Here is a 13,307-nt window from a genome sequence, read left to right on the forward strand (position 1 = left end):
GCCGTGGACAAAGTCCATCAAGTCCTACGGAACGGTCAGCTCGCCGGACGGCCAGAGTGGCACATAGAGCCGCGAGCACTCCCTAAACGCCCTCTGAGAGGGCGTTGCGCGAGTTGATGTCCTTTTCGTCGTTTGCGCTGGGCAGGGAAGGCTGGTCAGAATCTGCTGGTAGGACTGAAGGCGGCCCCGATGAGGGTCTCGGCGGCGGCGCGGGCGTGGGCAGCCGTGGCGGGGTCCCCGGTGATGGCGGCCGTGGTCTGGGCGCCTTCGGCGAGCAGGGCCAGCTGCGGGGCGAGGTAGCCGGGACCACCCGCCTCGCAGACCAGGTCGGCGACATGGCGCTGGAAAGAGGTCTTCTGCTCCCTGACCGCCTCGGCGACCCGGCTGCTGCCACCGGCCAGCTCGCCGAAGAAGTTGATGAAGGCGCAGCCCCGGAAGTCGTCCTCGCGGAACCATTCCGCCAGAAAGTCGAAGACGGCCAGCATCCGGTCGCGCGGCGTGCGGGCGGCGGCGAGGGCGCGGGCCACGCCGGCGTCCCACTGCTCGGTCCGGTGGCGGAGCACTGCCAGGACGAGGTCGTCCTTGGAGGGAAACAGGGCGTAGATGCGCTTCAGCGAGACACCCGCCTCGGTGCGGACGGCGTCCATGCCGACGGCCTGGACGCCGTGGGCGTAGAACAACCGGTCAGCGGTGGAGACGACCTGGTCACGTGCTGTTTCCTCATCGATCACGAGAGCTCCAGTTGCGCAGAGAACCAGCGTTCTCTACTGTAGTGGACATACGCGGAGAACGATCGTTCTCTAGCGGATAGGAGGGAGATTTCTCATGGGCCACATCAAGGTAGGCACCGAGAACAGCACCAACGTCGAGCTGTACTACGAGGACCAGGGATCCGGTCAGCCGGTCGTCCTCATCCACGGCTACCCCCTGAACGGGCACAGCTGGGAGCGTCAGACGCGCGAGCTGCTCGCCGCCGGCTACCGGGTGATCACCTACGATCGCCGCGGCTTCGGCCAGTCGAGCAAGGTCGGGAGCGGGTACGACTACGACACCTTCGCAGCCGACCTGAACACGCTGCTGGAGACGCTCGACCTGCGCGAGGTCATTCTCGTCGGGTTCTCCATGGGCACCGGCGAACTCGCCCGCTACGTCAAGAACCACGGCCACGAGCGCGTCGCCAAGCTGGCCTTCCTGGCGTCGCTGGAGCCGTACCTGGTGAAGGCGGACGACAACCCCGCCGGAGTACCACAGTCGGTGTTCGACGGCATCGTCGCCACTGCCCGCGCCGACCGATACGCCTGGTTCACGCAGTTCTACAAGGACTTCTACAACCTGGATGAGAATCTCGGCACGAGGATCAGTCAGGAGGTCGTCGCCGCCAACTGGAACACCGCCACGACCTCCGCCCCGGTCGCCGCGTACGCGGTGGTGGCGGCGTGGATCGAGGACTTCCGCCAGGACGTCGCGGCGGTGCGCGCGGCCGGAAAGCCGTCACTCATCCTGCACGGCACCAGGGACAACATCCTCCCGATCGACGCCACCGGGCGTCGTTTCCACGAGGCGTTCCCGGAGGCGCACTACGTCGAGGTCGAGGGCGCCCCGCACGGCCTGCTGTGGACGCACGCCGATGAGGTCAACGAGGCACTGCTGGCCTTCGCCGCCAAGTGACCCCGCCGCCGGGGTGGCACTACCCGCCACCCCGGCAGCTGCCTGGCCACGGCGTGCGACTCGTCCCGGGTTGTTCGCTCGTCCGCAGCCCTAGCCCGCCCGCGAAGTCCCTGACCAGCCTTCCCTGCCCAGCGCAAACGACGAAAAGGACATCAACTCACGCAACGCCCTCTGAGAACCTGCGGTTGGCGGGTAGGTCCCGACGATTCAGTCGCTGTTGCTTGCGCTTGCCTCGTCGGGTGTGTTGACGAAGCTGCCCAGGTTGGGGACGGTGTAGATCTTGCCTGCGGCTCTGAGGCGTTCCATGGCCTTGCGTATGGTGGGGCGGGCGACTCCGAACTCTTCCATGAGCTTGACTTCGGAGATCTTGAATTTAGGTCCCCACTCGCCGGAGTCGATCCGGGCGACGAGGACTTCGAGGATCTGTTCCCAGCGGGAACGGTCCTCGTCGAACTCCCAGGTGCGTGCGTGCTCGACATATCTGGCCACGTTATGAGAGTAGGAGGGCGTTTCACGGGGCTTCACTCCGGATCACGGAGCTTCATGGAACTACATGGAGTAGACATGGATGTACAGGCTTGCTAGCTTGGACGTATGGCGTTGGTGAGCGACGATCCAGGGCCCCTCCGGGTGGGGCCTCGCAGGTGCGCTCCGGCTGGCCGCCCCCGTGAGGGCGCACCATGCGGCCAGAGCTGGCTACTCACTCACCAACGCCTGTCCGACGCCCGTGGTCGTTCCTCGATATCGCCGACCACGCAAGGGCGCTCATGCGGCACGGAGGATGGTGAACCTGTGGCTGAGTTCGGCGACTATCACGGCCTGCACCCTGCCTCGCCCCGCGTAGACGCGGCACCAGTGGAGTGGTCCTCCCTCCAGCAGCGTACGAGTCGCATCCAGGTCCGTGTCCACACCTGCGAGTGCTCGCCTCTGGTTTTCGAGCAGTGCCTGGCTGCTGGGCTGGGGTTCGTGCGGCGGTATGACCGGTCCGTTTGGCCCGAGGTCGTCGTCGAGAGCCCATGGGTGAAGGTCCGCGACGCAGAGGCGCTCTGGCTGCAGATCATGCGAGGCGAAGCGAGGTGAGAGCACGCCACACTGACAACCCGCACATGTAGCGTCACGTTTTGCGTTTACTCTGTGGCGCGCGTTTCCGCAGGTCGGAGGTCGGCCTGCGGTTTCGTGTGCCTGCCGACTGGCAGTTTTTCTGCCAGTGACGCAGATCCCCCGTCTTATCGTCGAGGCAGGCGACGACGAGAACGAGGGGCGGCGACGTGGCAACAGAGTACGTGACGCAGGGCCAGCGGATCGCGCGGGCTCGTCACCGCAAGGGATGGGATCAAGCCACCCTTGCCGAGAAGATCGGCCGGTCCGTCTCCTGGCTGTCCAAGGTGGAGAACGGACGGATGCCGCTCGACCGGATGAGCGTCGTCGGCCAACTCGCCGAGGCGCTCGGGGTGGAGGTCGCTGAGCTGACCGGCCAGCCGTACCAGCACGAGACAGCGGAACTCGACTCCGGGCATGCCGCTGTTCCCGGCCTCCGGCTCGCACTTCAACAAGCATCCCTCCCCAGCGGGGTAGGGTTGCCGGCTCACGGCGAACCGCGGACGCTTCAGGAACTGGAGGCGAATGTTCGTCTTGCCGAGCAGCTTCGCCAGGATGCCAAGTTCGCGGCCCTGGGCGAGGTGTTGCCCAGGATTCTTACCGACCTGATCGCGATCACGAACGACTCATCGGCCGATCGCGATCGAGCTGAGGCGTTGATGTTGCGGGCCTGCCACATGGCGCGGGTGTCCTCGAACCTTCTCGGACATCATGACCTGGGCTGGACCGCGGTACAGCGTGAGCTCGTCGCCGCTCAACGGGTCGGCTCGCCCGACCTGATCGCCGCGGCAAGCTGGGACCTGTGCGGGGTGTGGCTGCACGAGGCGCAGCTAGACCCGGCCAAGGACGCGGCACTGTCGGCGCTCGATCAGATCGAACCGCATGTAGGGGCGGATGACACGATCAAGGCGATGTGGGGTGCGCTGCACCTGCGGGCCGCCGTGGCGTACTCCCGGCTGTGGGATCAGAGGGAGGCGGAAAGCCACCTAGAGGAAGCTCGCCGTGTCGCCGAGGTCCTCCCGCGGGACGGGAACGCGTTTCAGACGCAGTTCAACCGGGTAAACACGACGATCCATGCCGTCGAGGTGAGCATGGAGCTGGGCCGGCCTCGCGATGTCATCAGCCGGGCCGAACTTGTCGAGGTCGCCGAGATCGCCTCGTCGGAGCGGCAGGCACACTACTGGACCTGCACTGCGGCGGGCTTTCACATGAACCGGAAGGACAACGAAGCAGCGGATGCCCTTCTGCGCGCCGACCGGATCGCTCCACAGCACGTCCGCAACCGTCCCTTGGTCCGCAACATCGTGCGTGACCTTCGTGACAGTGGGCGGCTGCATCGACAACGCGAGGTGTTCAACCTCGCCAGGGTGATGCGGCTGCTCTGATCCCAACAACGGTGAACCTATCCGTGCATGGCTTCCCACCCGTCAGGTAACCCGGGGGCGCTTCGGCGCTCTGCCTACACGAATGAGGTGTTCGTGGGTCTCAGTGAGATCGAACGACAGATCTTGCTGCGTGAGCTGGCGGAGATCGCGGTCGACCTGGCCGAACTCCAGCGGCACGCGGCCAGGATCACTTCTCGACTTGATCAGGACGAGTCCGGGCGTCTAGCTCGTCCAGCCTGACCGTCAGCTTCTGCATGTGCTGACGGATCTCGCGCAGCTGCTCGGAGATGATGCGGAACTCTTCGCTGTGCTCCCCGGAGGTGGGGGCGGCTTCGTTGTCGTCAGGGGTGCGGGTGACGAAGCTGCCCGACCCCTGGCGGGTCTCGATGAGCCCTTCGTCGCGTAGCACGGCCAGGGCGTTGCCAATGGTCATCATGGCTACGCCGTACTGTTCGGACAGCTCGCGTGCTACGGGGAGCTGCTCCCCCACCGCATACCGGCCTGATGCGATGTCGCGCCGGATGTCCTCGGCGATCCTCAGGTACGGCCGGCGCCGGTCAGTGGCTGCCATGACTCAACATTAGCGGTTCTAGATGCCTAGGTCTCTGGGCAACCTGTAAGGAATTCTCGAAGCAAGTTAGCTGTATCGGTTTACAGAACTAGATACCTAGGTATCTTTGTAGCTAGGACACCAACATCGAAGGAGACCAGCTCTCATGCGCACCATCCCGATCCCGGTCGACACCACCAGGCTTGTGATCACCTGCGTGAAGGCGCCCAAGCCACGCCTGCTCAACAAGGACACCGGCGAGATCAAGACCGACAAGAACGGCAACACCGTCTACGAGGTCACCGTCTCCGTCGAAGACGAGTTCGGCCGGATCGAACTCGTCAAGATCGGCACTTCGGGAGAGCCCCCGATCAGCGCCGGTCAGCAGATCAACCCCACGGGCATGGTCGGCTACGTCTGGGAGATCGCGGGCCGGTGGGGCATCTCCTACCGCGCCGCCGCTCTCCTACCGGCAGACACGGAGCCGCTTCGTGTCTGACACCACGCTCCTCGTGCTCGGAGTCCTGGCCGCTGCGGCGGCCGGGCTCTGGGCCTGGCGCTGCTGGCACTACCCGTCGTTCTGGCTCGTGGCCGCCTTCCCGCTGGTGGCGATCAGCGTACGGGCGAGCTGGCGCAAAGTCGCCCTCGGCTGCCACCTCACCAAGAAGCGGCAGCGCTTCTGGTTCACCACCGTCCCCGGCCTGGTCGCCTCGACCGGCGTCGTCCGCGTCCGGCGCAAGTGGCAGCGCATCGCTGTGGACACCAAGCCGTTCATGTGGCTGCCCAAGCCCACCCGCTACGGCTGGCGCGTCACCCTGCACACCCTGGAAGGACAGATCCCCGCCGACTACGCCGACGCCGCCGAACGGCTCGCCCACTCGTGGGGCGTGCATGCGATCCGCGTCTCCTCCCCTCGCCCTGGACGGGTCGTCCTGTCCGCCACCGTCCGCGACCCACTCGTCCGGGTCGAGACCCTGCCCACCTCTCCCGAACTGCTCAAGGTCACCGTGGGACGCCTTGAGACCGGCGGCCCCTGGACCATCGACTTCAGAACCGTCCCGCACTGGCTCAACGCCGGAGCTACCCAGTCCGGCAAGTCCAACCTCGCCAACGCCCTGGTCCAAGGGCTGGCTCCGCAACCGGTCGCCCTGGTCGGCTTCGACCTCAAGGGCGGCGTGGAGTTCACCCCATACAGCCCTCGCCTGTCGGCGCTGGGCACCACACGAGCTGAATGCGTCGGCCTGCTGGACGACCTCGTTGGGCTGATGACCGGCCGCATGGCCCAGTGCCGGGAGGCCAGCGCCCGCAACATCTGGCAGCTCCCGGACGAGCAGCGACCCGTGCCCGTCGTCGTCCTGGTCGACGAGCTGGCCGAGCTGTACCTGATGGCCGACAAGTCGGAGAAGGACGAGATCGCCAAGACCTCGACCGCGCTCCTGCGGGTCGCCCAGCTCGGGCGGGCCTTCGGCATCTACCTGTTCTGCTGCGGCCAACGGATCGGCTCCGACCTCGGCCCCGGCGTCACCGCCCTACGCGCCCAGTGCTCGGGACGGATCTGCCACCGCGTCAACGACCCTGAGACCGCCACCATGACGCTCGGCGACCTCGATCCCGCCGCACTCGCCTCGGCACGCGCCATCCCTGCCGAAACACCCGGCGTCGCAATCGTCGCCTCGCAAGACGGCCAGTGGTACCGCGCCCGCTCCTTCTACGTCAGCGAGCAAGCCGCCGAACGCGCCGCCCACACCTACGCCAACCAAGCTCCGGCCTGGGCGGACATCGTCTCCGGCCACGCCTCGCAGATGAGCGACGCCGACCTCGCCGAGTTCCTCGACTCCATCCCGGATCCTCGAAAGGCCTGAGCCGATGCAACGCCTGGTCCGCTGGCTGCTCGACACCGGTCTCGTCCTCGTCCTGGCCCTCATCGCGGGTGCTGGGTCATTCACCCACATCCGCGACACCGCCAGCGAACACGGACAGTCCGGCTGGATGGCCTGGGCCGTGGCCGTCTGCATCGACCTCACCTGCGTCATGGCCGCCTGCGAACGCCAGCGCGACAAGAAGACCGGCCGCCGGCGGCGCGGCCTGATCTCCTGGCCCGTCCTCGTCCTGACCGGCGCCATCGTCCTGTCCCTGGCCGCCAACCTGCAACAAGCCGACCCGACCGTCTGGGGCTGGATCACCGCCGCGACCCCGGCAGCCGCCTTCCTCGTCGCGGTCTCGATGCTCGAACGCCGGACGTCCGGCCCTCGTCCCATCCCGTCCCAGGACGTCTGCGAGACGTCCCCGGAAGACGTCCCATCGTCCCGTCCGCGTCCCGCCGAACCCGCAGTCGTCCCCGCCGCTGATCGTCCCGCTCTCGTCTCCGGTCAGGACGATCAACCAGGACCGTCCCCGGCGCTGGTCGACTACGCCCGCCGGGTGGCCGACGAACACCACGCCAGGCACGGCAAGCCCATCACCCGCGACGTTCTCCGCGCCCGCCTGGGCGTGTCCAACCAACTCGCCTCCGACCTGCTCCGCACCCTGCGGACCGTCCCGGAAACCGCCTGAAAGGCCATCAGCATGCACCACGAACGAGACGCACTCATCGCCGGACTCATCGCCCTGGCCGGATTCCTTAAGGCCAAGCCCCAGGTGCCGGCCTCGACGGCACCCGTCATCATCCGTGCCTTCCCCGCGAACGGCCCCGACCAGCAGATGCGCGCCGAGGTCGACAAGATCGCCGCCCTACTGGGCACGGAGATCAACCCTGACCATCTGCCTCACGGCCACTACATGACCGCCATCGCCTTCGGACAGGTCCGCTACGAGTTCACCGCCATCCTGGCCGCCGCCCGCGCCCGCTACGCCGCCGAAGACAGCTACCGCGGCTGCATTACACCCGACAACACCTAGGAGGTCCCACCGTGCGTATCCGCCTCGTAGGCAACCGCGCCGAACTCACCCTCAGCATGATCCACCTGCGCGAGGTCTTCACCGTCACCTCGATGTCGCGGGCCTTCCCCGACCGGAACCGGCCCCGCAACTACCGCCTCTACGTCACGATCACGCCGCGCAAGGGCCGCTGACCATGACCTCCGAAGAGTCCTGGGCCGACTGGCCCGCCATCCTCGCCGCCGTCCCGTTCGCTCACTGCCGCTGCTGCACCTGCAACGGCACCGGCCTCGACACAGACAGCCGGACCTGCCGTGACTGCCACGGCACCGGCATCGACAACCACGGCGCATAGCCGAGATCCCCTCACCTGGCCACACAACCGCCAAGTTCCGCGCCAGGTGAGGGGCCATCCCACCCCAGATCACATCCGGATAGGACGGATCCCATCTTGCACCACCCACACGCCATAGCCGGGATGATCACCCGACTCCACGACCCGAACTACAACCGCTGGGCCTGCCAGATCAAGCGCACCGGCGGCTGCCGCCAGCCGATCCACCTGCGCGGCAAAGTCGAACACTACGACCAGGCCACCGGCCAACTCCTGCACCGCTACAGCACCAACCGAGAGCCCGACGGCATCCTTCGCGTCCCGTGCAAGACCCGCCGCGCCTCCCGCTGCCCGGCCTGCGCCGAGGTCTACCGCGCCGACACCTACCAACTCATCCGCGCCGGCCTCGTCGGCGGCAAAGGCGTCCCAGAGACCGTCACCGCCCACCCCTGCCTGTTCATCACCCTGACCGCACCCTCCTTCGGGGCCGTGCACGTGCGGCGGGAGAAGAACGGCAAGGTCCTGCCCTGCCACGCCCGCCGAGACGCCCAGACCTGCCCGCACGGACAAGTCATGTCCTGCACCGACCGACACAGCACCGACGACCCACGCCTCGGCGAGCCGCTGTGCCCCGACTGCTACGACTACGACGGTTCCGTCCTGTTCAACGCCATCAGCCCCGAACTATGGCGACGCTTCACCCTGGCCCTACGCCGCCGCTTCGCCAAACTCAACGGCCTGACCGTCAAGGCCCTGCGCGAGCACGTGAGCATCGCCTTCGCCAAGGTCGCCGAATACCAACGCCGCGGCGTCGTCCACTTCCACGCCGTCATCCGCCTCGACGGCCCCGACGGCCCCGACTCACCGCCACCAGCCTGGGCGACAGCGGACGCCCTGGCCCAAGCCGTTCAACATGGGACGGCCGTGGTGACAGCGGAGATCAAAGCACTGGGCCGCATGTTCCGCTGGGGGACTCAACTCGACGTCCGCCGCATCACCATGGACGGCGAACTGACCGAACAAGCCGTCGCCGCCTACATCGCCAAATACGCCACGAAGGCCGCCGAATGCGTCGGCACCCTGGACCGGCGCATCCAACCCCTCGAAGACCTGAACGCGCTACCGGTGAGAGAGCACGCCCGCCGGCTGATCGCCGCCTGCATGCGCCTGGGCGACCATCCCGGACTGGCCGACCTCCGGCTGATCCAGTGGGCCCACATGCTCGGCTTCCGCGGTCACTTCTCCACCAAGAGCCGCCGCTACTCCACCACCCTCGGCGCCCTGCGCGCCGACCGGCAAGAACACATGCGCGCCGAGGAGATCACCACCGGACGGCTTCCCCCCTTCGATGAGGACACCGTCCTGGTCATCGCCCACTGGCAGTACGCCGGACAGGGCCTATCGGTCGGCGACCAGTTCCTCGCCGCCGCCATCACAGGAACACCGCTCACAGGTCTCGTCCGACCGGAGGCGTCACATGAATGACCTCGTGCTCACTGTCGATGAGGCCGCCGAGCGGCTTCGCGTCAGCCGATGGACCGTCTACACCCTGATCCGCGCCAACCGACTCCGAAGCTTCAAAGTCGGTCGCCGCCGCCTCATCGAGGCCGAGGCCCTGACCGAGTGCATCAAGACACTGGCGGAGGTGGCCTGATGACCACGACCATGCACGGCGTTCCCGAGGAAGAGCCCAAGGGCCGCAAGACGCGGAAACCGCGTCGCCGCTCGAACGGCGAAGGGACGATCGTCCCCCGCAAGGACGGTCGCTATGAGGCCAAGGTCTTCGTTCCCACTACGGCAGGGACGATCAAGCGGGTCAGCGTGTACGGCAAGACGCGCGAAGAGTGCCACGCGAAGTTCATCGAGCTCAAGCGGCAAGCTGACCAGGGGATCCCTGTTGCAGCCGAGAGCTGGACAGTGGCCGACTACCTGACGTACTGGCTGGAACATGTCGTCAGGGTCGAGCGCCGCCCCAAGACCGTGCAGGGGTACGAGGGCGTCATCCGTCGCTACCTCATCCCCGCTCTGGGCAAGAAGCGACTCGACAAGCTCAACGCCGCCGACGTCCGCCAGTTCGTGACGTCGCTTCGGTCCGGCTGCCAGTGCTGTCAGCGCGAATGGGACAAGGTCCGAAAGCCGTCCGAGTGCTGTGCCAAGAAGGGTGGCAAGTGCTGCGCATACAAGATCGAAGCTCGGATGATCCAGTTCATCCACGCCGTCCTCCGGAACGCTCTGGAGAACGCCGTCCGGGAAGAAGTCATCACACGCAACGTCGCGAAGCTCGTCAAAATCTCGCCACCCAAGTACAAGGTCAATCGCGGCCTCACCGTCGCTAAGGCGAAGGCGATCATCAAAGCGTCCAAGGATCATCGCCTCGGCGCGCTCTACGTCCTAGCTGTCTGCCTCGGGTTGCGGCGCGGCGAACTCCTCGGACTTCGCTGGCAGGACGTCGACTTGGAGGTCGGCACCTTGGAAGTGATCCAGACCCTCCAACGGGTCGGCGGTCGCCTCCAGTTCGTCCAACCCAAGACAGCTGACTCGGCTCGGACAGTGCCACTCCCCTCGGTCTGCCTCGACGCTCTCAAGGGGCATCGAAAGCGCCAATTCGTAGAACGGTCAGACCGTTACCCGGACTGGGAGGATCATGGGCTTGTCTTCCCCTCACGCCGCGGCACCCCCATGGAACCGGACAACCTACGACGCAGCTGGTGCGAGATCCGGAAAGCGGCCGGACTTGGGCCGGTCCGTCTCCACGATCTTCGTCACACCTGCGTGAGCCTCCTGCTCGACATGGGCGTACCACCTCACATCGTGCGCGAGATCGTCGGTCACTCCGACATCGAGGTCACTATGACGATCTATGCCCACGCCTCCCTCGACGAGAAGCGCAGAGCCCTGGGCAAGCTTGGTAATGCCCTGTCGTGAGGACTCCAGCAGAAGCACCCCGCACCCTGCGTGTGGGGTGCTTCTCAGTGTGAGCCTGTGTGAAGGCGGATGCCCTATTGCGGCTGGGCTTCCATCCGTTCACGCTCAGCGAGAAACTCATCGAGCAGTTCGAAGAGAACCTCGATCACCCGAGACTCGTCCTCTGGCGTCAGTTCCCGCTCGTCCCAGCCGGCGGGAAGAGCGATATGACGCATCAGCCAAAACCAGACGAGGTTGTTACCCCAGCCCAGTCGAGCCGCCAGCCATTCTCGCCACCCTTGCAGGCCTGGCCCGCCATGGCGCTTCGCATGCTGGTCATAGCCGTCCAGGAACCCTTCAACCCCGGCGAGCGTAGAGTCCCTCACGTACATCCCCAGCCGCTTGGCCACGAGAGCGAAGTACTCACGCTCACTCATCCTCGCCAGATTCACCGTCACCCACTCATTCTGGATACGAGTGGCTCTCGTTGTCCGCCCAGCGGCCGCTGTGAATGCTGAGAACTGTCGCTGTTGTCGTCAGCGCTGTCGTCAGAACAACAAAAACGCCCCGGAGCGATCTTCGCTACGGGGCTTCCTTGCTGGTCAATGCTGGTGGTCAGGGGCAGGGTCGAACTGCCGACCTTCCGCTTTTCAGGCGGACGCTCGTACCAACTGAGCTACCTGACCCAGAGCGGTCCTGACGGGACTTGAACCCGCGACCTCCACCTTGACAGGGTGGCGAGCACTCCAAACTGCTCTACAGGACCTTGCTTTTCTTTCCGTTTGCGCTCGCTTAGCTTACCAGCTCTTCGGTGGTCTTCGACCGACCGTTTTGCGGGTGCGCCAGGCGCTCGCAGTGCCCCCAACGGGATTCGAACCCGTGCCGCCGCCTTGAAAGGGCGGTGTCCTAGGCCGCTAGACGATGGGGGCTCAGGATTCCCTGTCGCCTTCCGTCGGAGACCTCTGAAGCATAGGGGACGATTGCCTCTGATGCCAAAGCGGCGGACCGGCGGCCGGCGTTGTGGTGCCGTTGATCGTTCCCGATGGCGTCGGGGCGTTCGTCGGCTCCGGAGAAATCATACGTCCAGGGTCCGGCTCCACGTGACGCTGGATGTACACCGACTGCTCTCCGAGGCCGCCGAGCGTGATGTCGTCCCAGGCCCGCAGGCGTTTGGTCTGCTTGTCGAAGTACAGGACCGAGGCCTGGACGGGGGTGGGCTGGGCGTGTTCGAGCGCGCGCAGCCCGGCGCCGCCGGTGGAGCCCTGCACCAGCATGCGGGTGCCCGTGGGCAGCAGGGTGGTCGATCTTTCGTGGGTGTGTCCGGCCAGGATCATGGGGGTGGCGCCGGAGAAGCCGCGTCCGATCTCGGGATCGTGGACGGCCACCAGGTCGGGGCGTGACAGGTGCGGCAGGTGGGAGCGTCCGAACTGTTCGAGCGTGTCCGGGTCCGAGTCGACGGCGACGGACTTGTCGGGTGTGAAGCGGGGGTCGCCGAGGCCGTAGATGGACAGTCCGGCGACGGTACGGGTCTTGTCGTCCAGGACTATGGCGTTCTTCTGCTTCTCGACCGCCTTCTGGGTCTCCATGGAGTCGTGATTGCCGCGGACGTAGACGTACGGGACACCGAGCCGCCGGATCTCGTCGACGAACTTGTTCTCGGCCTTGGTGCCGTGGTCGGAGATGTCGCCCGTGTCGATGACGAGGTCGGCCGCGAACTGGTCCTTGAGGGACCGGATGACGTTCCAGGCGATCGGGTTGAGGTGGATGTCCGAGACGTGGAGCACCCGGATGGATCGGGGGTCAGCGTCGTAGAGCGGCAGAGTCGAGACGGTGTCGTACAGCTTGGAGACGTTCGTGACCAGTTTGGTGAGTTGCGCGCGGTACGACTCGAACCGCGTCACGATCGACTCCGCGCTGCCCACCAGCGACGGCGCGGCGGCGATCAGGCCGGAGTAGCGCGGCTCCACGAGCGAGCTGGGGCGGAACGTGAGCGCCGCGAGCACCCCGGTCCCCGCAAGCGCCACAGAGGCCGCCACAAGGCCCAGGAGAGCCGTTTTCGGACGCCTGTAGACCAGCAGGACCGCGACCAGCGCCCCCGCCCCTGAGCACAGCAGCGAGCGGATGACGAGGGCGCGCACGCCGTCCAGGAGATCGCTCTCGATGAGGCCCGGCAGGCGGTCGGCCAGGCGCGGGTCCTCGATGAGCGCCTTGGCGCGGTCCTGGTCGATGTTCTCGAGGGTGATGCGGAGCCGCAGAGGGGCGTCGTGGGTGCGGAAGGTGAGCATGCCGAGCGGGCTGGCGTCGACGACGGTCTCGCCCCGCCAGGCGGGACGCAGGGACATCCCGGTTTCGACCGGACCGACCTCGGCTGTGACCGTCCCGCTGAAGAAGATGCCCAACCAGGCGCCTGTAGCGGCCACGAGGAGCACCCCGAGCACCCTCGACGACCGCGACCGGATGACAGCGTTCAGCCTGTCGACGAACTTCATAC

The 13,307-nt window shown here is 66.4% G+C and carries 16 protein-coding genes and 3 tRNA genes; 11 read left to right on the plus strand and 8 right to left on the minus strand.

Annotated elements, in window-relative coordinates; translation table 11 throughout:
- Positions 1-155 precede the first annotated feature (155 nt).
- On the minus strand, positions 156-731 hold the full coding sequence (locus tag ABZ297_RS24700; protein WP_355350452.1) for a TetR/AcrR family transcriptional regulator: 576 nt from the start codon (positions 729-731) through the stop codon (positions 156-158).
- Positions 732-825: 94 nt separating this feature from the next.
- Between ABZ297_RS24700 and ABZ297_RS24705 the strand changes: the two genes are divergently transcribed.
- Positions 826-1,668 carry an alpha/beta hydrolase gene (locus ABZ297_RS24705; RefSeq protein ID WP_355350454.1) on the plus strand — a complete coding sequence of 281 codons (843 nt, stop codon included), beginning with the start codon at positions 826-828 and terminating at the stop codon, positions 1,666-1,668.
- Between the two features lie 207 nt (positions 1,669-1,875).
- Here the strand turns inward: ABZ297_RS24705 and ABZ297_RS24710 are convergent, their stop codons facing one another.
- On the minus strand, positions 1,876-2,157 hold the full coding sequence (locus ABZ297_RS24710; RefSeq protein ID WP_355350456.1) for a winged helix-turn-helix domain-containing protein: 282 nt from the start codon (positions 2,155-2,157) through the stop codon (positions 1,876-1,878).
- A gap of 779 nt (positions 2,158-2,936) precedes the next feature.
- On the opposite strand from ABZ297_RS24710, the gene ABZ297_RS24715 reads away from it, so the two are divergent.
- Positions 2,937-4,151, plus strand: a complete 1,215-nt coding sequence (locus ABZ297_RS24715; RefSeq protein ID WP_355350458.1) for a helix-turn-helix transcriptional regulator — start codon at positions 2,937-2,939, stop codon at positions 4,149-4,151.
- A 187-nt stretch (positions 4,152-4,338) separates the two neighbouring features.
- On the opposite strand, the gene ABZ297_RS24720 is transcribed toward ABZ297_RS24715, so the two are convergent.
- Positions 4,339-4,722: a winged helix-turn-helix domain-containing protein gene (locus ABZ297_RS24720; RefSeq protein ID WP_355350460.1), complete on the minus strand. Its 384-nt coding sequence runs from the start codon at positions 4,720-4,722 to the stop codon at positions 4,339-4,341.
- 145 nt (positions 4,723-4,867) lie between these two features.
- Between ABZ297_RS24720 and ABZ297_RS24725 the strand changes: the two genes are divergently transcribed.
- From ABZ297_RS24725 to ABZ297_RS24765, 9 genes are all read left to right on the plus strand, one after another.
- Positions 4,868-5,200, plus strand: coding sequence for a hypothetical protein (locus tag ABZ297_RS24725; RefSeq protein ID WP_355350462.1), 333 nt, complete (start codon positions 4,868-4,870; stop codon positions 5,198-5,200).
- Entirely contained in the window at positions 5,193-6,563 is a 1,371-nt protein-coding gene (locus tag ABZ297_RS24730; protein WP_355350464.1) for an FtsK/SpoIIIE domain-containing protein, read from the plus strand. The genes ABZ297_RS24725 and ABZ297_RS24730 overlap by 8 nt, the downstream gene beginning before the upstream one ends.
- A 4-nt stretch (positions 6,564-6,567) precedes the next feature.
- Positions 6,568-7,254 (plus strand): DUF2637 domain-containing protein, encoded by a 687-nt coding sequence (locus ABZ297_RS24735; RefSeq protein ID WP_355350466.1) that lies wholly within the window; start codon positions 6,568-6,570, stop codon positions 7,252-7,254.
- A gap of 12 nt (positions 7,255-7,266) precedes the next feature.
- Entirely contained in the window at positions 7,267-7,599 is a 333-nt protein-coding gene (locus ABZ297_RS24740; RefSeq protein ID WP_355350468.1) for a hypothetical protein, read from the plus strand.
- A gap of 11 nt (positions 7,600-7,610) precedes the next feature.
- Positions 7,611-7,772 carry a hypothetical protein gene (locus tag ABZ297_RS24745; RefSeq protein WP_355350470.1) on the plus strand — a complete coding sequence of 54 codons (162 nt, stop codon included), beginning with the start codon at positions 7,611-7,613 and terminating at the stop codon, positions 7,770-7,772.
- Positions 7,773-7,774: 2 nt separating this feature from the next.
- Positions 7,775-7,933 (plus strand): hypothetical protein, encoded by a 159-nt coding sequence (locus tag ABZ297_RS24750; RefSeq protein WP_355350472.1) that lies wholly within the window; start codon positions 7,775-7,777, stop codon positions 7,931-7,933.
- A 123-nt stretch (positions 7,934-8,056) separates the two neighbouring features.
- A complete protein-coding gene (locus tag ABZ297_RS24755) occupies positions 8,057-9,397 on the plus strand; it encodes a replication initiator (protein ID WP_355350474.1) in 1,341 nt (446 codons plus the stop codon).
- Positions 9,390-9,566: an excisionase family DNA-binding protein gene (locus tag ABZ297_RS24760; protein WP_355350476.1), complete on the plus strand. Its 177-nt coding sequence runs from the start codon at positions 9,390-9,392 to the stop codon at positions 9,564-9,566. Before ABZ297_RS24755 ends, ABZ297_RS24760 begins: the two co-directional genes overlap by 8 nt.
- Complete coding sequence (locus ABZ297_RS24765; RefSeq protein WP_355350478.1) at positions 9,566-10,837, plus strand: site-specific integrase; 1,272 nt, start codon at positions 9,566-9,568, stop codon at positions 10,835-10,837. Before ABZ297_RS24760 ends, ABZ297_RS24765 begins: the two co-directional genes overlap by 1 nt.
- A 74-nt stretch (positions 10,838-10,911) precedes the next feature.
- Here ABZ297_RS24765 and ABZ297_RS24770 read toward each other — a convergent pair whose 3' ends face one another.
- From ABZ297_RS24770 to ABZ297_RS24790, 5 genes are all read right to left on the minus strand, one after another.
- Positions 10,912-11,274 carry a hypothetical protein gene (locus ABZ297_RS24770; protein WP_355350480.1) on the minus strand — a complete coding sequence of 121 codons (363 nt, stop codon included), beginning with the start codon at positions 11,272-11,274 and terminating at the stop codon, positions 10,912-10,914.
- A gap of 151 nt (positions 11,275-11,425) precedes the next feature.
- Positions 11,426-11,502 (minus strand) — tRNA-Phe (locus ABZ297_RS24775).
- Positions 11,503-11,507: 5 nt separating this feature from the next.
- A tRNA-Asp gene (locus ABZ297_RS24780) sits at positions 11,508-11,582 on the minus strand.
- Between the two features lie 90 nt (positions 11,583-11,672).
- A tRNA-Glu gene (locus ABZ297_RS24785) sits at positions 11,673-11,745 on the minus strand.
- Entirely contained in the window at positions 11,746-13,305 is a 1,560-nt protein-coding gene (locus tag ABZ297_RS24790; RefSeq protein ID WP_355350482.1) for a metallophosphoesterase, read from the minus strand. It abuts the tRNA gene before it with no gap.
- Positions 13,306-13,307: the final 2 nt, after the last annotated feature.

The sequence above is a fragment of the Nonomuraea sp. NPDC005983 genome (genome assembly GCF_040614375.1).
Taxonomy (GTDB): Bacteria; Actinomycetota; Actinomycetes; order Streptosporangiales; family Streptosporangiaceae; genus Nonomuraea.

What these genes read in the sequence shown, in the direction of transcription:
- ABZ297_RS24705 (WP_355350454.1), top strand. Translation starts at nt 826, where the DNA reads ATGGGCCACATCAAGGTAGGCACCGAGAACAGCACCAACGTCGAGCTG.
- ABZ297_RS24720 (WP_355350460.1), bottom strand. Translation starts at nt 4,722, where the DNA reads ATGGCAGCCACTGACCGGCGCCGGCCGTACCTGAGGATCGCCGAGGAC.
- ABZ297_RS24725 (WP_355350462.1), top strand. Translation starts at nt 4,868, where the DNA reads ATGCGCACCATCCCGATCCCGGTCGACACCACCAGGCTTGTGATCACC.
- ABZ297_RS24735 (WP_355350466.1), top strand. Translation starts at nt 6,568, where the DNA reads ATGCAACGCCTGGTCCGCTGGCTGCTCGACACCGGTCTCGTCCTCGTC.
- ABZ297_RS24740 (WP_355350468.1), top strand. Translation starts at nt 7,267, where the DNA reads ATGCACCACGAACGAGACGCACTCATCGCCGGACTCATCGCCCTGGCC.
- ABZ297_RS24750 (WP_355350472.1), top strand. Translation starts at nt 7,775, where the DNA reads ATGACCTCCGAAGAGTCCTGGGCCGACTGGCCCGCCATCCTCGCCGCC.
- ABZ297_RS24755 (WP_355350474.1), top strand. Translation starts at nt 8,057, where the DNA reads ATGATCACCCGACTCCACGACCCGAACTACAACCGCTGGGCCTGCCAG.
- ABZ297_RS24760 (WP_355350476.1), top strand. Translation starts at nt 9,390, where the DNA reads ATGAATGACCTCGTGCTCACTGTCGATGAGGCCGCCGAGCGGCTTCGC.
- ABZ297_RS24765 (WP_355350478.1), top strand. Translation starts at nt 9,566, where the DNA reads ATGACCACGACCATGCACGGCGTTCCCGAGGAAGAGCCCAAGGGCCGC.
- ABZ297_RS24790 (WP_355350482.1), bottom strand. Translation starts at nt 13,305, where the DNA reads ATGAAGTTCGTCGACAGGCTGAACGCTGTCATCCGGTCGCGGTCGTCG.